The following is an 18,121-nucleotide window of genomic DNA, read 5'->3' on the forward strand; positions in this document are numbered from 1 at the left end:
ACGGTCACCTACATAGTGGCATGAGGCCGCGTATACAAAGCCGCGGTCCTGAAAAGAGGATGAAATGAACGAACCCATGATCCAGTTGCTGGTCCTGGCCGGAATTGCCGTTTTCCTGATCCTGCGCCTCAAGAGCGTATTGGGCACGCGTGAAGGTTTTGAAAAACCACCCGTGCAGCAGCAACCCGAAGCGCATAAATCGCGCCGCGATTTCGAAGTGATCGAAGGCGGCCCGGATCATGACATCACCGACCATGTCCCGGAAGACAGCGAGCAGGCGCAAACACTGGCAGCGATGAAACGCGTTGAACCCAGTTTTTCCGTCAGCGAGTTTGTTCAGGGTGCGCGCGGTGCCTATGAAATGATCCTGATGGGGTATGAAAAGGGAAATCTGGACGAGATCCAAGCATTCCTGTCGGAGGAAGTTTTTGAGTCCTTCGTTGCGGGTGTCTCTGCACGAGAAGATCAGGGCCTGACGATCGAGGCTGAGTTTATCGGTGTCCGAGAAACAGCCCTGACGGATGTCAAATTCGACAAGGATACCAATCAGGCCGAGATCACCATGAAATTCGTGGGTGAGCTGACTTCGGTCGTGCGGGATCGCGGTGGCGATATCGTAGAAGGCAGCCCCAATACCGTGAAACGCCAAAAGGACAGTTGGACCTTTGCCCGAGTGATGGGCAAGGACGATCCAAACTGGCTGCTTGTTGCCACGGACGCATGATTGCCACGCTCCGGTCGCTTTTACTGGTCGGTGCAATGACCACTGCCAGCGCTGCCGGGGCCGAGGCAACGCGATCCATTCTGTCGTTCGATGATCTGCGTGGTTGGGCCGAGGATGACCACGGTGCAGCCCTTTCGGTTTTTCTGAACACCTGCGGGGATCTGAAAGATCCCGATTGGCGGGCCCTGTGCGGTGTGGCAAGAACCTATGATGCGGAAGCGGCACGGGCGTTTTTTGAACTCTTCTTTCGCCCTGTTCTGGTTGAAGATGGCGAGGAAGCCTTGTTCACAGGGTATTTCGAACCCGAGCTTGATGGTGCGCGTACCCGGACGGATCGTTTCAGGTACCCCATCTACAAGATGCCGCCCGAGGCCCGCGCTGAGGGGTCCTGGCTGAGCCGGCGAGAAATTCTGACCAGTGATGTGATGCAAGGCCGCGGGCTTGAGATTGCCTGGGTCGATGACCCCGTAGAGTTGTTTTTTCTGCAAATCCAGGGTTCGGGCCGCGTTCGATTGCCGGATGGCGGCGCCTTGCGCGTCGGATATGGCGGCGCGAATGGTCACCCCTATAGGTCAATTGGTGTGGAACTGGTGCGGCGCGGCATTCTCGGCGCGCATGAGGTCAGCGCGCAGATGATCCGCGCCTGGGTGCGCAAGTATCCCGAGGCCGGTGCGGAATTGCTGCTCCACAATCCATCATACGTGTTTTTCCGCGAAGTTTCACGCGTCGCGCCCGAGCTTGGGCCGCTGGGTGCCATGAACCGATCCGTAACGACCATGCGCAGCATTGCTGCCGACCCGGCCTATACGCCGCTGGGCGCGCCGGTTTGGGTGGAAAAGGACGGCAACGAACCGATTCGCCGCCTGATGATTGCGCAGGATACTGGTTCTGCCATCAAGGGCGCACAACGGGCCGATATCTTTTTCGGAACAGGGGACGAGGCCGGGCAGGCTGCGGGCAAGCTGAAAGATCCGGGCCGGATGGTGGTGTTGCTGCCCATCCAGCGTGCCTATGCCCTGCTACCGGATGAATTCTGATGACCCGGCGCAAACTAACCGGCGAAGAGATCGAGCTGTGGCGGAAGGTCGCCAAACAGGCCGAGCGGCTGCATCCGGAAATCCCGCAGACGGTCCATCCGACTTCCCTACCGAAACCCAAGCCCAAGAAAACGCCGAAACCCCGGCTTGAATCATTCGAACTTGGACAGGCCCATCAGGTGAAACCGAAACCGAATGATCTGAAGCCTTCGGTGACGGATGCGCTGCGGAAAGCACCGGTTCAGATGGACAATAAGGCCTTTGGCCGGATGAAGCGCGGCAAGCTGAAACCCGAAGGCAAGCTGGATCTGCACGGTATGCGGGTCGCTTCGGCCCATCCGGCGCTGATCCGATTTGTCCTGAGCGCGCAGGCACAGGGTAAGCGTCTGGTTTTGGTCGTGACCGGCAAAGGCAAGGATCGGGACGAGCCCGGTCCGATTCCGACGCCGCGCGGTGTTCTGCGAAATCAGGTTCCTCACTGGTTGTCTATCCCACCGCTGGCCCAGGCGGTGATGCAGGTCACACCTGCTCATATAAGCCACGGCGGAGATGGGGCTTATTACGTATATCTCAGGCGCGTGCGCTAAAGGTCACGACGGGCGTGGGAAATACCGACCCAAATCAGCACGCATACCAGCACGAAGAACATTCCAATCCAGAAAAACTGAGTGTTCAGAGAAATACCAAGGTCAATCAGAACGCCGGTCAACCCAGGTCCGATGGCTGACCCCAGCACCATGACAGCCGCAGCCATCGCTTTGATGGCCCCGATATGCTGGGTCCCATAGAATTCTGCCCAGAACGCACTGGGCAAAGTACTGTTTGCGCCGACCGTCAGGCCAAGAAAAACCAACCCAATCGTCGCGCCGCTGATTGATTCAGTCATGCCCAGAACCACAAACCCAACCGCCATCGGAAGCTGATAGTATGGCATGATGCGCGCAGTGCCCCATTTGTCCAATGCCCAGCCCGCAGAAAACATCGATAGCAGTGATATTCCGGTAAAGATCGGAAACAGAGCGACCAGTTGAATATGCTGCCAGCCTTTGACGTCAGCCAGATAGATCTGATGGAAGAAAAACGCGGTAATGAATGCAGAAGGCGCAAGCACGGCGGGCACCATGAACCAGAACAAGGGGTTAAACAGCGCGTCGCGACGGCTCCAATGGCGACCCTGCATGCCAATGGCAGAGGATTCGCTGGCAAGGCTTTGCGGTGTTCGTTCCTCGCGTAATAGCCGCATCAACACGGGAATACCCAAGGCGGTCACCGCCGCCGCGATGACCCACAGCCAACGCCAGTCCAGGTAAGCCATGGCCGCAACAAAGATCAGGGGCAGCAAGGCCTCACCGATGGCATAGCCGATGGATGCAATGGAAAGTGCTTTGCCCCGCGTGACCGTGAACCACCGCGCCATGGCGACTGCGGCCAGATGCGTGCTCATCCCCTGACCGAGAAGACGCAGCAAAAAAATCACCACTGGCAACAGCAGCAGCCAGGTATTCAGCGCCATGGCAAGGGCGGCCAGGGTCAACCCGGCCAAAACCGCCGGACCCAGCACCCGGACGCGAAAGATGTCCGTTAGCCCTCCGGCCCAGATCATCACGATGGCCGACAGGGTTGTGCCCAATGTGTATAGCCCACCCCAGGCACCGTGGCCGAGACCGAATTCCGCGCGGATATCACCGGCAAAGATCGAGATGAAGAATGTCTGCCCAAAGCTGGATAAAAACGTCAGGAGAACGCCTCCGCCAAGCCAGGTGGCATTGTCCAGAAGATACCGACGCAGCTTAAACCGCGTCACGGCGAGCTGACCTGTGCCTGTCCGGTATCTGTCAGAACAATTTCAGTGGCACCGTCGGGATTTCGCTCGCTGGGTGGCACCAGAATATCAATTGCCGGTCGGTCTTCCCGCCCGAAGGTATTGTTGACACGCCGTAACGAGTTGAGGATCGACAACAAGGCCGGTGAGGTTGCAGCAACGAAATGCGAGGATGCCGCGTCACTGCTGAATGCCGTCGTGTCGATCACGCTGATCGGGAATTCTTCGAGAGAGTCAATCGAGCTGATATTACCCAACCGCTTACCTTCATCAGTGCCACGCAAACGGCCCGAGATGTTCAGGATCTTGTCCTTTTGGGACACCATTACCAGGAAAGGATCGGGCGGGTTTTCGATACGTTTCATCTGCGAGCGAAACAGATCGAGATCCAGATCGGGCGAGATCAGCACGACCCCATCGATGTTTCGGTTGGCCCATCCGGGTTCTTGTAGTTCGGTTTGTCGCATCATTTCCATCGCCAACGCACCGCCCATGGAATGCGCCACCAGAATAACGCGTTTGACACCCATTGCTTTCAGCTCGCGGATAGTCTGTTCCAAACCGTCGCGGGCAAACAACATGCTGTCCAAATCGTAGGCATACCCATAACCCGTCGCACGGCTTGGCCACGAATACACCAGCGTTGACCCGGGGAGGCCGATGTCATGCGTCAGCTGAGCTGCGCGAAAGATCGTTTCGGTCTGGGTCGAGTTGTAGCCGTGCACAAAGATCGTGACGTCATCCTTACCCCGCAGATGTTTGCGTAATCCACCAGGCCCATCCAACTCGGTGACATCTGCCAGAACGAACTCTTTCTGCGGATTTGGGTTTGCGTAGGAAAAACGGAGCGTACCCGGAGTATGCGTTGGTGGGATCGAAACCGTAGTTTCGAGAAATTTGAGTGTTTCACCGCGTCGGAATCCAAAGGATCCATCGGCCTCACGCGCGCGGGTCGTGCTTGCGAAGATGGTTTCAGGTGTCCCGATGTTCACGGCATCGGGCACGACCTCGGACACCGTCCGGTCGACGCAGGCGCAGAGCGAAAGGGATGCGAACAGAATGATGAAATAGCGCAGCACGGGCCAGACCTCGGGGTGAATCGTGGACACGCTATCCTATTCTTGCCTAACGTCCAGCATGGCAAGTCGAGAACAACGGCAAAAAACGGCTGGCCGTGTTACAGAACGTAACGGCTCAGATCAGAAGACTTGGTCAATTCTCCAAGATTGTCACTAACGAATTGCGCGTTAACAGTGATTTCCGTACCGGCTTGGTCTGGCGCCGCGAAGGACAGTTCTTCAAAAACCCGCTCCATGACAGTGTAGAGCCGCCGGGCGCCGATGTTTTCGATGCTCTGGTTCACGTCAGCAGCAATCTTCGCCAGTGCCGCGATGCCGTCCTCGGTAAAGCTGACTGTTACCTCCTCGGTGGCCATCAAAGCCGTATATTGCAGGGTCAGCGCGTTGTCGGTTTCGGTCAGGATGCGCACGAAGTCTTCTTCGGTCAGAGCGCGCAGTTCGACCCGGATCGGCAGACGCCCCTGTAATTCCGGCAACAGATCCGAAGGTTTGGCGATGTGAAACGCTCCCGATGCAATGAACAGGATATGGTCCGTTTTGACCGGACCATGCTTGGTCGAGACGGTTGTCCCTTCGATCAACGGCAGAAGGTCGCGCTGCACCCCTTCCCGGCTGACATCGCCGCCGCGTGCGTCGGAACGGGCGCAGACCTTGTCGATCTCATCCAGAAACACAATGCCGTTCTGTTCGACTGATTCCAGCGCGGTGCGGGTTACGGTTTCGTCATCCAGCAGCTTGTCGGCCTCTTCCCCGATCAGCAAATCATAGCTTTCTCCGACGGTCAGGCGTTTCTTGACGGTGCGTCCGCCAAAGGCCTTGCCGAAAATGTCGCCCAGATTCATCATGCCCATCTGACCGCCCGGCTGCCCCGGAATGTCAAACATCGGCATCGGGCTTGAGGTGTCGGACAGTTCCAGTTCGATCACCGTGTCGTCCAGCTCGCCCGATTTCAGCTTCTTGCGGAACATCTCGCGCGTGCCTTCGCGCGCATCCGCGCCTGCAATTGCTTCGATCACGCGGTCTTCGGCAGCCTGATGCGCTTTGGCCTTGACGTCTTCACGCATGAACTCGCGGGTTTGCAGGATGGCTGCGTCTGCCAAATCGCGCACAATCTGCTCCACATCGCGACCGACATATCCAACCTCGGTGAACTTGGTGGCCTCGACCTTGATAAACGGCGCGCGGGCCAGTTTCGCCAGACGGCGGCTGATTTCGGTCTTGCCGACGCCGGTGGGGCCGATCATCAGGATGTTCTTGGGATAGACCTCTTCCCGGATGTCGTCCGGCAATTGCTTGCGGCGCCAGCGGTTGCGCAGGGCGACGGCCACGGCACGCTTGGCATCCTTCTGCCCGATGATGAAGCGATCCAGTTCCGAGACAATCTCGCGCGGGGTCAGGTCGGTCAAAGGGCAGTCCTTTCGGTCGGCATTTGAGTCATGCGGCTTAGGTAATCACGGTACGGGCGAAAACAACCAAGCCAGTATTCATGGCCGCGTTGGTTAGCAATGCAGGCTCAGGTTTGCAAACGCTTTGCTTGGGGAATGTGGGATCCGTCTGCTACGGTATATCGAGGGTTTGAAGGCCAGGAGTGTGAGACATGACGAATATCGCCAAGATTACCCTTTTGTTTGTGGTATTTGTGGATCTGATCGGACAGGGGCTGGTCTTTCCCATCATCAACTCGCTGATCATGGAAACGAAATCAGGGTTTCTGCCCGAAAACACGCCCGAGGGGCGCAGGCATTTCTACTATGGCCTCGTGATCGGATGCTTTTTCCTGTCATGGTTTCTGGGCGTTGTCTATGTCTCGAAAGTATCGGACTCGATCGGGCGCAAGAACGCTTTGCTTGTGTGCCTCGGTGGCGCGCTGGCCGGATATGCCCTGACCATTGCCGCGCTTTACCTCAACAGCTTTCTTCTGCTGATCGTCGGGCGTTCGATCACCGGGTTTACTGCGGGCAACCAACCCATTGCGCAAGCGGCGATGATCGACGGAAGCACCGATGCGACAGACCGGGATCGGAACATGGGCTATATCGTGACGGGCGTCAGCTTTGGCCTCGTGGGTGGGCCGATCATCGGCGCGGTCTTATCAGACGCCGCCCTGCTGGGCGGCTTCGCCACGCTGAGAACGCCATTTTATGGCGCTTTTGTCCTTGTGATGATAGCAATCTTTTTGGTCCTGTTTTTCTTCCAGGATACCCGAGCGGATCGTGCACCCTTTGTATTCCGTCCCCGTGACATAACTGACAGCCTGATAGCAGTTCGCGGTCACCCGATGGTATTGAAGATCCTGCCTGTCTATTCGTTCTTCATGATCGCCAATGTCACCTTCTACGTGTTTGTCGACAATTTCCTGACAAGTGCCTTCGGATACGGAGTCATCGGTGGCAGTATGGCGATGGTCGTCATCGGCGTCGCGCTGGCCTTTTCCAGCACGTTCCTGGTGAGACCCGCCCAGGAGAAGTTCAGCAAGTATGCGATTATCTACACGTCACTCATCGTCATGGTGATTTGCGGATTCGCTTTCGCCTTCAGCCCAAGTGGCATGTTCAGTTATGTGCCGGTCTTTTTCTTCTATTTCCTGTTCGGAATCGCTTACCCTACCGTGCTTGGGCTTTTCTCTTCCAGCGTCAGCGAAGCGGATCAGGGCTGGGTCATGGGCGTGACCACCGCGGTGTTCTGCCTTGCGGGCGGGATCATGTCGTTGATAGGGGGCGGATTGATGAGCATCGATATCCGCGTGCCCTATTACATCGTGATCGTCGCAGCGATTATTGGCCTGATCGGCATGCATCGCCGCTGGAAAGGCAAGGAAATCTCGGCGCTGCTAGCCTGAGATTGTCTCAACCGTCAGTTTGCCGTTGGTATAGACGCAGATGTCGGCCGCGATGGCCATTGCCTGACGCGCGACCTCTTCCGCCGACTTGTCACTATCCATCAGCGCGCGCGCAGCGGCCAGAGCAAAATTTCCCCCGGACCCGATGGCGGCCACGTTGTGTTCAGGTTCCAGCACGTCACCGGCGCCGGTGATCACGAAAAGATCTTTACCGTCCGTGACGATCAGCATTGCTTCAAGCTTTTGCAGGTACTTGTCAGTGCGCCAGTCCTTCGCCAATTCCACCGAAGCGCGGGCAAGCTGGCCTGGTGTTGCCTCAAGCTTGGCCTCCAGCCGCTCCAGCAACGTGAAGGCATCGGCCGTCGAACCGGCAAAGCCAGCGACAACTTCGGACCCTCCGGGGGACAGACGGCGCACTTTGCGCGCCGTGCCCTTGATCACGGTCTGACCCAGGCTGACCTGCCCATCACCGGCTATGACGATCTGACCGCCCTTCTTGACGCCAATGATCGTCGTGCCGTGCCAACCGGGAAAGTCGTTGTCTGCCATGATCGTCTCCGTTTTCGCTGGCGGTATATATGGGCCGGGCCAGAGGTTGGCGCAACCCGTTCTTCATTTGCCCAAAAGATATGCAAAAAACGCAATCCGGGGTTACCGGACCAGCAATTGTGAGTCCGGGCGCGCGGGACTACATGAGGCTCACAACCGACAACGGGTCGGCTGTTTCATCACAAAGGACTGCGCACATGGCAACCACAGCTAACATTCATGCGCCGCTCGGAGCAGCTACCATCCTGCACGTAGTGGACACGTTCACCAATGTCTTCAACACCGTTGTCGAATGGAAAGAATCCCGCAAAACCCGCAAACTCCTGTCGGAACTCAGCGACGCTCAGTTGGACGATATCGGTCTGAGCCGCGCAGATATCGCCGATATCTGATCGTTCCAACAGACCGTCCATTCGAGACAGCCGCCCGGTTTTCCGAGCGGCTTTTTCTTTGTTCAGCTTCGAACGTATTTTCCGGAAAGATCAGGCAGAAAAGCCTCGATCGCTGCGGTTGCAACCACGTGCCGCGTACCCGCTTCTTCATCGACAACGTCAAGCCCACCTTTGACTACGCGAACCTCGGCCCTGCCCCGCGGCAGGTCAGAAGTTACCAGGCCGCAATCCACCTGTTCAGGATCCTGCACGCCGATCGTGACGCTGACACGCATTTCGGAATGATCAATCCCCAGTTTCGAAAACAACGTGATGGAGGAATGGTGCAAGGCATCCTGCACTGCGCGGCGGGCTGCCTTGGTATAGTCCTGGCCGTACAGGTCGTTTCCCGTTCCCATCTCCAGAATGATGCGTTTTTCACTCATTGTGCGGGCTCCATGTCGAAGGAAACGATCAGGGCGGCGTTGGCAATGACCGTGTGTCCGTCACTGTGGGGCTTTGCGATGTCCAATCCCCCTTTTGTGATTGTTATGTTCGGCTGACCGTATGGGAAGACAGCCTTCAGCGCGTCGATGTCCACCTGATCCGGTTGCTGAACCCCAATTTCGGCATCAATGATCATCGCCTCTTTCGGGAACCCGAACAGTTCCGCCATGTTGACCGAGTTGTGCCAAAGCGCATCCTTGATCGCCCGCAGTGACGCCTGGGTATAGTCCATCCGGCGCAGGGATGTGCCCATCCCGAATTCTACAAGGACCCGCGTTTCAGCCATTGGTGTCTCCGATGTCTTCAATAGAAAAGGCGCCCCGATCTGAGGCGCCTTCGAGAAAATCTGTTAGGACCAGATCAGATGGATTCGTCGATCCAGCTTTGCAGGGCGGCTTTGGGGGCCGCGCCCGCGCGGTTCGAAACAACCTGACCGTCCTTGAAGATGAACAGTGCCGGAATGCCGCGCACGCCCATAGCGGCCGCCGCGTTTGGGTTGCTGTCCACATCGACCTTGGCGATCTTTACCTTGTCGCCATACTCGGCTGCCAGTTCTTCCAGCGCGGGGCCAATTTGCTTGCAGGGGCCACACCATTCGGCCCAGAAATCCACGACCACGGGAACGGTCGAATTCTTGACTTCGGCGTCAAAGGTGTCGTCGGTAACGGCTACGGTCGACATATTCTGTCTCCTGAATGGGGTAAACTTGGGAACAGAACGTAGGTGCCGCTTCGGGTAAGGTCAAGATATCTGGGTGCGGGCCAGTGCATCTGTCACAAGATCGTGTGGCAACCACATCAGGCTTGCCGTGCGTGTCCACAAAATGGCGGTTCGAATGCTGCGGTCCGGATAGATCTGAGCCAGCGCATAAGCATATGCCCCCATCTGTCGCAACAGCCCGTCGGGGCATTCTTCCGCGAGGTTCGGAACGATGGTATTTGATTTGAAATCAATCACATGCACTTCGGCATCCGATACGATCAGACGATCGACAACCCCATGCATCCGCTGCCCGTTCAGATCAGAAGTTATGGGCACTTCGGCGAGCGTGTCAGGTGCGAATACGGGCTGTAGGTTTTCCGCTGTCAGTACACATGCAGCTTCGTTCAAAATCTCTTGCCGGTCCGTTTCCTGCATATCGGGTAGTAACCGGGCGCAAAGCTTTGGCCAAACGTCTTTCTCTGCCACGGGAAGGTGTTCCAGCAGAAGGTGGAGGTAGGTTCCACGCAGTTTGGCCGCCTCTTCATCCAGGCCGGCATCACCGGGTAATGCCTTTGGGCCGCCCAAGTCCGAAGGGCTGAGCGCGCTTGCAGGCGCAACCGGGTCCGGAGCCGGATGGTGAAACATGTCCGGCAAACCGACTGGCCCAACGTCAGCGTTCGGCTGTTCGATCAAAGGCGGCGCCTCCCAATCTCCGTGGGACAGGCGGCGGATAACGGTACCTGGTACCTGCGCGGCCCCGGCCTGATCCATGGCCGCCTCGACCATCTGATACCAGCTGTTGCCGTCTTTCCCCAACTCGCCAGCAGCCGCCACAATCAGCCATTTTTCGGCCCGTGTTAGAGCCACATACAGAAGCCGTAGCCGTTCATTTTCCTCGCGGTTGTGCGCCTCGTCCCGGGCCTGATTGATCAGGCTTGGCGAAACATCTGCCGAAACTTTCCATAGCGGAGTTCCTCCGGCCACCATGATCTCGGAATCACGTGGCGGCTGGCGCCTGCCCGTATCGGGCAAGATGACAATCGGAGCTTCCAGCCCTTTGGATCCGTGCACAGTCATCACGCGGATCATGTTGCCGACACCGCTCATCTGTCTTTTGATTTCCAGATCGTCGGTCTGCATCCAGACCAGAAACCCCGTCAGGCTGGGGATATCCGTTCGCTCATAGGCCAGTGCCTGGGACAACAGCGCATTGATGCCGTCTTCGGCTTCTGCTCCCAAGCGGCCCAGTAATTTGCGCCGTCCGTCGTGGCGGGTCAAAATACGTTCGATCAGATCATAGGGGCGCAGAAAGTCGATCTGGCTGCGCAGATCATTCAGCACGGACAGTGTTTTGGGGAACTCCTCCGCTCGGTTACGCAGTGCGGCCCAAAGGAACTTCTCTTGTCGTCGATGCGCCAGGTCGAAAAGCCGCTGCTCGGACCATCCGAACAAGGGGGACTTGAGAACCGTTGCCAGGGACAGGCTGTCTTCGGGCGTGGCCAGAAAGCTGAGCAATGCCGCAAGATCCTTGACCGCCAGTTCAGCGCCCACTTTCAGCCGATCTGCTCCGGCGATGGGCAGGTGCAGCGCCTTGCAGGCCCGGATGATCTCGGCAAACAGGTCCGAGCGGCGTTGCACAAGGATCAAAAAATCCCCTGGCTGCACTTTTCGACGAACGAATTGGCCGGGTTTGCCATCTTCCGGGATTGTCTCACCCCGTTCGATCATGTTTTTGATCGACTGTGCAACCTTCTCGGCCATAATGACGGTGTGATGCCGTGCGCCGGGACGATCAACCGGATCGGTCCAATCCCCGTCTTCGGCATCTGCAACTTTTTCGACAACGGGCCAAAGATCAACACGACCTGGCAGATCGGCCTTGAAAGCACGGTGTTGACTGTCCTTGCGAAACCCCGCATCAGAGCGGTTTTCAAATAGGATATCGACCAGAGTCAGGATCGCGTTGGAGGATCGGAACGAGTATTCCAACGTCGAATCCCACAGTTTAGAGCCTGATTCAGCGAGTTTCCGGCCAAACTCTTCCTGCATTCTGTCAAAGGCCTGTGGATCGGCGCCCTGAAAGGAATAGATCGATTGTTTCTTGTCGCCGACGACGAAGATCGTGCGCTCAACCCCGGATCGGGCCCCTTCCCCGCTGGTGAATTCCTGTGCCAGTTTCTCTATCACGTCCCATTGATCGGGGCTGGTGTCTTGCGCTTCGTCCACAAGAATATGATCGATGCCCCCGTCCAGTCGGTACAGCACCCATTCGGCCACTGCCGGATCGTTCAACACCTGCCGCGCGCGCAGGATCAAGTCGTCGAAATCCAACCAGCCGCGCAGTTGCTTGCGCCGTTCGTATTCCGGCAGGAATGCAGCGGCAAAGCGGTGCAATACAGCAGTTTTCTGGGACGCGACTAGCGCCAGACGTTGTTCTCGTGCGGCTTCAATCCGCAGCATGAAGGCCTCGAGCTGCGGCATCCGGTCGGCCAGCACACCTTCGCGCAGGGGTTTGGTCGGAAAAGCGTTGAGTTTGGCCGTGAAGGGTTCCTTTGCGCCCTTCCCCGTCAGAAACACGCTTTCCAACATGGGTTGATGTCCCAACCGGGCTTCGTTGAACCCAGCCAGTTTCACGGCGGCCTTGGCGTTGTTGCCGCCGCTTTCGGTCAAAGCGGGCAGCATGGATCGGATCAGCTCGACTTCGCCACCAAGAAAAACCCGCTCAAGCAGACTTGTTTCATCAAACCCGGCGGGCAAACCGAAGCGGTGCAGCAGGTCGGACCATTCCAGTCGCTGTGCAAACAAATTGCGCTTTTGCGTGATTGCAGCAGTCAGTTTGTCAAAACCCGTATCCGTGACAAACCGGGCCACATCTTCAATCAACCCGGCCTGAGGGCCTTCGGCGAAATCCTCGACAATCTCCTCTCGCAACAAGGTTGCTGCGCGGTCTTCCATCTCGGAAAATTGCGGACTGACACCAGCCTCGAGCGGGAATCTTCGCAGCAACGAGGCGCAGAACGAGTGGATGGTCTGGATTTTCAGACCACCTGGCGTCTCGATGGCGCGGGCAAACAGGGTGCGTGCTTGCGCCAGCTTGTCCGAGCTGATTTCACCGGGTAAACCGAGGTCGGTCAGCTGTTCCAGCAGAGAGCTGTTATCCAGCATTGCCCACTCACCAAGGCGCTTGAACAACCTGTTCTGCATCTCGCTGGCGGCGGCTTTGGTGTAAGTCAGGCACAGGATGTGCTGAGGCTGGACTCCGTCCAGCAGCAAACGCGCCACCCGGTCCGTCAAAACCCGTGTCTTGCCCGATCCGGCATTGGCCGCCAGCCAGGTCGAGGCATCGGGGCGCGCGGCCTGCACTTGCCGTTCAGTTGCATCGTTGCGCGGGCTCATGTCAGGTCCTCAGGGCATGTTTCGGCTGTACGGTCCCATTCGCCGAACCGAGCGAGGTGATCATAATCGCCGATATCTGAATCCTTGTGCAGCATACGACGGGACGAGAACCCCTGAACAGGCTCTAAATAAGCGGAAATCAACTCTTTCAGCTCGGCAAGAACCTTGTCGGTCGGTTCTTTTTCCAAGGGCGCGGTAACCTCCTTGTAACTACCACCCATACCGATGAAGATGGCTTCGGCCACGCCTGTCGGGTCAAGGCCCTCAATCCCGCCCTGCTCGGCCATCGCCGCCTCGATCAGCAACTGCTTGTCAAATTTGGATTGCTGGCTTTCCGTCGGTGGTGCGCCGGTTTTATAGTCGATGATCCGCAACGCGCCCCGGCGGTTGAAATCGATCCTGTCCGCGCGCCCGACAATGGTGAAATCCAGAGGGTTCAGCACCTGCTTCATCGCCGCCTCAAACGCCACCGGCCCACCATCAGTCCGGCGCGCGAGCTCCGCACCGAGGAAGTCCTCCGCGATCCGTTCCAACCGGGCCAGCCACAGTTTTCTGGCGGTCGGCCAGGCGACATGCTGATCCAACAGGGTGTGCGCCCGTTTCAGGAAGTTTTCCCGCGTCAGCAAAGCGCTGTCGAGGACACTGTCCTTGATGAAGTGCTCAAGGATTTCGTGAATCACAATCCCTCTCAGCAAGGCATCGGGGGCCTGCACAAGCGGATCAAGCGGTTTCAGACGAAGCACATGTTTGGCGTATATCGCGTATGGGTCACGGATCAGCTTTTTTATCTCCGTCACAGACAGACGGCGCGGACGTGCGGCGACCGGTGGACGCGGAGATGGGCGCGGTGCGGGGTCGACAGGCGGCGCATCTTCCAGAGTCTCGGACCAGTTCAGCCATTTTTCGCCCTGAGCGCGCATTTTGGCCAGAGCTTCGGGGCCACCTTGACCCGGCAAACCCTGCAATAGGTTGGTCAGCCGGTTCAGCCAACGTGATGGAACCGTCTCGGCATCATCCGAGCGGGTCGCGCGGGTCAACCACACTTCGGGTGCGCCGATGGCCTGCTGGAAGTCATGCGCAGACAGGCCGATCCGGCGCTCGGGCAGCAACAAACCCGCTTTATCACGCATCTGCCGGTTCAGCCACGGATCAGGTGTTGGTGCCTCTGGCCAGCTTCCTTCATTCAACCCACCAAGGATCAGCAGGTCGGCACCCTGCACCCGCGCCTCGAGCGTGCCCCAGATCATGATGTGCGGGTGCGGCGCATCCCGGTCACGAACCTCTTCACCCGCAAGCAAAGCGCCCAGCAGATCGGCAAAATCATGGGCCGTCATCAGGCCGCCATGCTTCGCCTCTGCCCTGAGTGAATTCAGTACCTCCAGCGCCTTTTGGCCTGCGTTTTTGTCCCACAGAGTGCCTGTTTCACCCGTGCTGCCAGCCGAGATCGCCTCGGCCAGTTCCATCAAACGCTCCACCCAGTCTGCGAGGTGCAGTTCATTGGTGATCTGCTGGTCGCAGAAGTGATACACGACCCATTTGACCCAGCTTTCCGGGGCTTCTTTACGCACTGCAAAAGCCGTGAGGCTTGCCCTGTCAGGAAAGGGCGGGCCGTGGCGGCGCAGGTCAAGCTCCAGATCACGCGTAAGCAGCAAATGGTTTCCGCGTTCACCGCCGTCATGACAAAGCGGATGCTTCAATAGGGTCAGCAGCGTCTCACCCTCCAGACGGCGCGTGAACAGGTTGGCCACATGACGAAGAAAACGACCCGGCGGGGAAAGTTGCAGCGGCAGGCCCGCACTGTCGTCCGGCACTATGTTCCACTGATCCAGCGCGGCGCTGACCTGGCGGGTCAACATGCGATCCGGCGAGATCAGAGCAGCGGTCTGTCCTTTTTCCGCAGCTAGCCGCAGTCGCAGGGCGATAGCCAATGCCTCGGCGCGGGGTGATTGCGCCTCGACCAGCGTCAGGTCTTTGGTCGCGCCTTCCAAATCGGCCAGTTTGGGGCCTTCGATCATCCAGGCGTCGGTGATGGGTGCCGGACGTAAAGCCAGGGATACCAGTCGGTTACGAGCGGGTGAGGGGGCCGAAAAATCCGTCCATGGGGTGATCTGACCCGGTGCAAGTTCCAGCGCGCGCATCAACTTGCGGAAACGGTATTGTGGGTGATCTTCAGACGTCAACGCATCATCCAAACCCTGCCAAACGTGATCCGGTTGATCGAAATCAAACCCAGGCAGCACCAGTGCCCCTTGTGGCAGGCGCGCGATGGCTTCCATCAACGTCAGGGTGGTGCCACGGGACCCGGTAGAGCCCGCCAGAATGACTGGGTGTTGCGGGGGGGCAATCTGCCATCGTGCGATCAGGCTTTCGACCACGCGGCGTTGGCGGGCCTGTGCATCCATCGTCTGCTCCTCGGTGTCGATGAAATGATCCGCGATGCCGATAAAAGCCTGTGCCCGCGCCCAGTGACCGGACATGTCGCTGACATCCAGCTGCCGGATCGCCTCGGGCGACACGCCCTCGCCCTGCATTTCGTCAATCAGTGCGGCCAGACTGTCGGACAGGTCGAAGACCGAGGATCGGGCGGCCAGATCCGGCTGTTGTTCCAGCAGCTTGGATACCAGCTGAGTCAATTCAAGACGCCGCCGCAGGGGTGGGATGGCTGGTGGAGTTTGCGCCAGATCAACGCTTTCGCCCAGGTCCGTCACCAACGAGAGACGGGGCAGAAGGCACGGCGGCCCCTGATTGAACAGTTCGCGGACGCGCCGCTCCATGCGTCTTGTATTCAGAACCAACTCTACCCGCGCCAAAGCTTCGGGCGGGCCAGAACAGCGTTGCCGCAGGCCATCGACCAATGCCTTTGGGAAATCCGTACCGGGGGGCACGGCAAAAACTCGGGGCAGGGTACCAGACTCAAACATCAGCCAGCAAACCCTCGGCCAGAGCGATGCCTTCGGGGCGGCCTACATCACACCAGCGTCCGGGGTATTCGACCGCAAAAAGTCGACCCCGATCATGCATCTGGTTCCAAAGCAGGTTGAGCGAAAATGTAGTTTGCGAGAACGAATGCAATCCATCGGTCTTGAGGATCTGTGCCCCACCATAAACCAAACCGGGACCACGCGTGATCCGTCCGCCTTTTTCGGCCGTGAAATCACCTGATCCAATATGACCAACAGTTCGCCCAACAGGAACGCACATCAGTAGCGCGTCCATACGGCTCGGGTCCCAAGCTTTCTGCAAAAGGGTCAAAGGGTTTGGCCCGGACCAGATCGCGTCGGTGTTCAACGTGAATACGGGGTCGGTGCCCAACATTGGCAAAGCTGCCCGCAATCCACCGCCTGTTTCCAAGATTTCAGAGTCTTCCCGAGACAGCAGAACACCCTTGGGACGGAGATGCGCTGCGAGCTGATCAGCGTGATAATGCAGGTTGGCGACAGTACGGACAGGGTCAAGATCTTCGACAAGGCCAAGCGCATGATCAATCAGTGGTCGGCCCGACACTTCGATCAATGGCTTGGGTCGGTCTTTGGTCAACGCGCCCATGCGGGTGCCGAACCCGGCTGCGAACAGCATTACGGCAAATGGCGATCCGGTCATTGCGTTCTCAACCTGGCCAGGTTTTCCGGAGTGGGTCTGGGCAAAGCTTCATGCAGCAGGGGCGCCACCGAAACAAGGGCAGGGTGATCCAGATCGCGCATCAGATGTGCCCAGACGGCCGGGATCATGTCCACGTAGTGAGGCTTGCCATATTCCGTCGCCAGACGTGCGAAGACGCCAAGGATACGCAGGTTTCTCTGGGCCCCCAATACACTGTAGGCCGTGCGGAAATCATGGTCGTCCATACCTGACGCAGAGATGTAGTGGTTGATCATCTGCATTTCGATCCCGGCCGAGACATCTCGGCGTACATCCTGTAGCAGAGACACCAGATCGTAGGCCGGGTGCCCCAGCATGGCCAACTGAAAGTCCAGCAGCCCGACGCGTTTCACACCTTCGCGCTGCGGCAGCCACAACAGGTTTTCCGCGTGATAATCCCTGAGAATGACCACCTTCGCACCGGATGTTTCACGATGCAGGATGTCCGCGAACCTGTGCTCGAACCGGTCCAGGGCGTCTTCGTCAAATGTTCCCAGGATACCGGCCGCATATTTTGTGAAGGCCAATGAAGCCAGTTCCGTCATGAGGGACGGATCATAAGACGGCAAGGAAAGAGAAGGCGCCTGATGCAGGTGGAGCAACACGTCGGTGGCGGCCCGGTACAATTTGCGCTCCTTGCCCGGGTCTTTTTTCAGGACACGCGCAAAAAGATCATCACCCAGATCTTCCAGCAACAGAAAACCGTACCGGGTATCTTCTGCGTAGACTTCCGGCGCGCTCAAACCAACCGATCGGAGGTATTCGGCAACCCGCACGAAGGGTTCAACATCGTCACTTTTTTCGGGTGGCGCGTCCATCAAAACCGCAGTGCGCCCGCCGGGCGGATCGATCAGCCGTTCGTATCTCCGGTTCGAGGCATCGCCTGCCAGCGGCGTACGTTTTGCCCCGGCCCAGGGGGTTTGTGCAATCAGGGCTTCGGCCAGGACCGTCCTGTTCGTCATGCAGTTCTCTCCAGTTTTTCCGCCCATTTCGGAGCAGTCCAAGACAGGGTCACACGGCGGAATTCGGTATTGTTAGGGTCTGTTTCAAACGTCAGCTTCAACGCAGTCTCGGGTGCCAAAGCTCCCAGCTTGTCCGGCCATTCCACAAGGCAAATTGCTGTATCAAAAGCTTCCGTCAGGCCCAGTTCGTCAACTTCTTCCGCCGCGCTCAGACGATACAGGTCGCAATGCCATATTTCACCTGATGGCGTGTCGTAAGCCTGGACCAAAGTGAAAGTTGGCGAGGGCACATCTTCGGGCTCAGCCATCAATGACTGAATGAGGTTGCGCGCGAAATGTGTTTTGCCGCTGCCGATCGAGCCTTCCAGCAGAACGACATCGCCCGGGCACAGTGACATTCCCATTCGCGCTGCGAAAACGGCGGTTTCTTCGGGCGATTTGAAAGTCAGAGATCGGGCGGTCTGTGTCATGCCGCCACAATGGCCTTGCGCCTG

16 protein-coding genes and 1 pseudogene are annotated in these 18,121 nt (G+C 58.0%); 5 read left to right on the forward strand and 12 right to left on the reverse strand.

Annotated features, from left to right (window positions below):
- The first annotated feature begins 64 nt into the window (after positions 1-64).
- The 3 genes from AC2FLP_RS15640 to AC2FLP_RS15650 are packed head-to-tail and all read left to right on the forward strand — an operon-like array spanning position 65 to position 2,348.
- On the forward strand, positions 65-724 hold the full coding sequence (locus AC2FLP_RS15640) for a Tim44/TimA family putative adaptor protein (RefSeq protein ID WP_299899790.1): 660 nt from the start codon (positions 65-67) through the stop codon (positions 722-724).
- Entirely contained in the window at positions 721-1,761 is a 1,041-nt protein-coding gene (gene mltA / locus AC2FLP_RS15645; protein ID WP_496684824.1) for a murein transglycosylase A, read from the forward strand. The genes AC2FLP_RS15640 and mltA overlap by 4 nt, the downstream gene beginning before the upstream one ends.
- Positions 1,761-2,348 carry a Smr/MutS family protein gene (locus AC2FLP_RS15650; protein WP_117871242.1) on the forward strand — a complete coding sequence of 196 codons (588 nt, stop codon included), beginning with the start codon at positions 1,761-1,763 and terminating at the stop codon, positions 2,346-2,348. The genes mltA and AC2FLP_RS15650 overlap by 1 nt, the downstream gene beginning before the upstream one ends.
- Here the strand turns inward: AC2FLP_RS15650 and AC2FLP_RS15655 are convergent.
- The 3 genes from AC2FLP_RS15655 to hslU form a co-directional block, all read right to left on the reverse strand.
- Entirely contained in the window at positions 2,345-3,565 is a 1,221-nt protein-coding gene (locus AC2FLP_RS15655) for an MFS transporter (protein ID WP_205511861.1), read from the reverse strand. The two genes, AC2FLP_RS15650 and AC2FLP_RS15655, sit on opposite strands and share 4 nt — an antisense overlap.
- Positions 3,562-4,683: an alpha/beta hydrolase gene (locus tag AC2FLP_RS15660; protein ID WP_371415312.1), complete on the reverse strand. Its 1,122-nt coding sequence runs from the start codon at positions 4,681-4,683 to the stop codon at positions 3,562-3,564. Before AC2FLP_RS15660 ends, AC2FLP_RS15655 begins: the two co-directional genes overlap by 4 nt.
- 77 nt (positions 4,684-4,760) lie before the next feature.
- Positions 4,761-6,068, reverse strand: coding sequence for an ATP-dependent protease ATPase subunit HslU (gene hslU, locus AC2FLP_RS15665; RefSeq protein WP_299899783.1), 1,308 nt, complete (start codon positions 6,066-6,068; stop codon positions 4,761-4,763).
- 191 nt (positions 6,069-6,259) lie between these two features.
- Here hslU and AC2FLP_RS15670 point away from each other — a divergent pair, with 191 nt between their 5' ends.
- Positions 6,260-7,501: an MFS transporter gene (locus AC2FLP_RS15670; RefSeq protein ID WP_496684821.1), complete on the forward strand. Its 1,242-nt coding sequence runs from the start codon at positions 6,260-6,262 to the stop codon at positions 7,499-7,501.
- Here the strand turns inward: AC2FLP_RS15670 and hslV are convergent.
- Positions 7,493-8,050 (reverse strand): ATP-dependent protease subunit HslV, encoded by a 558-nt coding sequence (hslV, locus tag AC2FLP_RS15675; protein ID WP_117871236.1) that lies wholly within the window; start codon positions 8,048-8,050, stop codon positions 7,493-7,495. The genes AC2FLP_RS15670 and hslV overlap by 9 nt on opposite strands.
- A 197-nt stretch (positions 8,051-8,247) precedes the next feature.
- On the opposite strand from hslV, the gene AC2FLP_RS15680 reads away from it, so the two are divergent.
- The gene (locus tag AC2FLP_RS15680; protein WP_117871234.1) at positions 8,248-8,442 is read left to right on the forward strand and encodes a DUF1127 domain-containing protein; all 195 of its coding nucleotides are present in this window, start codon (positions 8,248-8,250) and stop codon (positions 8,440-8,442) included.
- Between the two features lie 62 nt (positions 8,443-8,504).
- Here AC2FLP_RS15680 and AC2FLP_RS15685 read toward each other — a convergent pair whose 3' ends face one another.
- The 8 genes and pseudogenes from AC2FLP_RS15685 to tsaE all read right to left on the reverse strand — a co-directional run bounded on the left by AC2FLP_RS15685 (position 8,505) and on the right by tsaE (position 18,097).
- Complete coding sequence (locus AC2FLP_RS15685) at positions 8,505-8,867, reverse strand: Lin0512 family protein (protein ID WP_299899779.1); 363 nt, start codon at positions 8,865-8,867, stop codon at positions 8,505-8,507.
- Complete coding sequence (locus AC2FLP_RS15690; protein ID WP_496684819.1) at positions 8,864-9,214, reverse strand: Lin0512 family protein; 351 nt, start codon at positions 9,212-9,214, stop codon at positions 8,864-8,866. Before AC2FLP_RS15690 ends, AC2FLP_RS15685 begins: the two co-directional genes overlap by 4 nt.
- A 74-nt stretch (positions 9,215-9,288) precedes the next feature.
- A pseudogene (gene trxA / locus AC2FLP_RS15695) lies at positions 9,289-9,618 on the reverse strand (thioredoxin); the annotation flags it as partial.
- Positions 9,619-9,669: 51 nt separating this feature from the next.
- Positions 9,670-13,026: a double-strand break repair helicase AddA gene (gene addA / locus AC2FLP_RS15700; RefSeq protein WP_496684818.1), complete on the reverse strand. Its 3,357-nt coding sequence runs from the start codon at positions 13,024-13,026 to the stop codon at positions 9,670-9,672.
- Positions 13,023-15,947: a double-strand break repair protein AddB gene (gene addB, locus AC2FLP_RS15705; protein WP_496684817.1), complete on the reverse strand. Its 2,925-nt coding sequence runs from the start codon at positions 15,945-15,947 to the stop codon at positions 13,023-13,025. Before addB ends, addA begins: the two co-directional genes overlap by 4 nt.
- Entirely contained in the window at positions 15,940-16,626 is a 687-nt protein-coding gene (locus tag AC2FLP_RS15710; RefSeq protein ID WP_117871224.1) for a nucleotidyltransferase family protein, read from the reverse strand. Before AC2FLP_RS15710 ends, addB begins: the two co-directional genes overlap by 8 nt.
- Positions 16,623-17,627, reverse strand: coding sequence for an aminoglycoside phosphotransferase family protein (locus AC2FLP_RS15715; RefSeq protein ID WP_117871222.1), 1,005 nt, complete (start codon positions 17,625-17,627; stop codon positions 16,623-16,625). Before AC2FLP_RS15715 ends, AC2FLP_RS15710 begins: the two co-directional genes overlap by 4 nt.
- Positions 17,624-18,097 (reverse strand): tRNA (adenosine(37)-N6)-threonylcarbamoyltransferase complex ATPase subunit type 1 TsaE, encoded by a 474-nt coding sequence (gene tsaE, locus AC2FLP_RS15720; RefSeq protein ID WP_117871220.1) that lies wholly within the window; start codon positions 18,095-18,097, stop codon positions 17,624-17,626. The genes AC2FLP_RS15715 and tsaE overlap by 4 nt, the downstream gene beginning before the upstream one ends.
- Positions 18,098-18,121: the final 24 nt, after the last annotated feature.

It is taken from the genome of Ruegeria sp. CDSA141 (assembly GCF_059612005.1).

What these genes read in the sequence shown, in the direction of transcription:
- mltA (WP_496684824.1), top strand. Translation starts at nt 721, where the DNA reads ATGATTGCCACGCTCCGGTCGCTTTTACTGGTCGGTGCAATGACCACT.
- AC2FLP_RS15650 (WP_117871242.1), top strand. Translation starts at nt 1,761, where the DNA reads ATGACCCGGCGCAAACTAACCGGCGAAGAGATCGAGCTGTGGCGGAAG.
- addB (WP_496684817.1), bottom strand. Translation starts at nt 15,947, where the DNA reads ATGTTTGAGTCTGGTACCCTGCCCCGAGTTTTTGCCGTGCCCCCCGGT.
- AC2FLP_RS15710 (WP_117871224.1), bottom strand. Translation starts at nt 16,626, where the DNA reads ATGACCGGATCGCCATTTGCCGTAATGCTGTTCGCAGCCGGGTTCGGC.
- addA (WP_496684818.1), bottom strand. Translation starts at nt 13,026, where the DNA reads ATGAGCCCGCGCAACGATGCAACTGAACGGCAAGTGCAGGCCGCGCGC.
- AC2FLP_RS15715 (WP_117871222.1), bottom strand. Translation starts at nt 17,627, where the DNA reads ATGACGAACAGGACGGTCCTGGCCGAAGCCCTGATTGCACAAACCCCC.
- AC2FLP_RS15685 (WP_299899779.1), bottom strand. Translation starts at nt 8,867, where the DNA reads ATGAGTGAAAAACGCATCATTCTGGAGATGGGAACGGGAAACGACCTG.
- AC2FLP_RS15670 (WP_496684821.1), top strand. Translation starts at nt 6,260, where the DNA reads ATGACGAATATCGCCAAGATTACCCTTTTGTTTGTGGTATTTGTGGAT.
- AC2FLP_RS15690 (WP_496684819.1), bottom strand. Translation starts at nt 9,214, where the DNA reads ATGGCTGAAACGCGGGTCCTTGTAGAATTCGGGATGGGCACATCCCTG.
- AC2FLP_RS15680 (WP_117871234.1), top strand. Translation starts at nt 8,248, where the DNA reads ATGGCAACCACAGCTAACATTCATGCGCCGCTCGGAGCAGCTACCATC.
- hslV (WP_117871236.1), bottom strand. Translation starts at nt 8,050, where the DNA reads ATGGCAGACAACGACTTTCCCGGTTGGCACGGCACGACGATCATTGGC.
- tsaE (WP_117871220.1), bottom strand. Translation starts at nt 18,097, where the DNA reads ATGACACAGACCGCCCGATCTCTGACTTTCAAATCGCCCGAAGAAACC.
- AC2FLP_RS15640 (WP_299899790.1), top strand. Translation starts at nt 65, where the DNA reads ATGAACGAACCCATGATCCAGTTGCTGGTCCTGGCCGGAATTGCCGTT.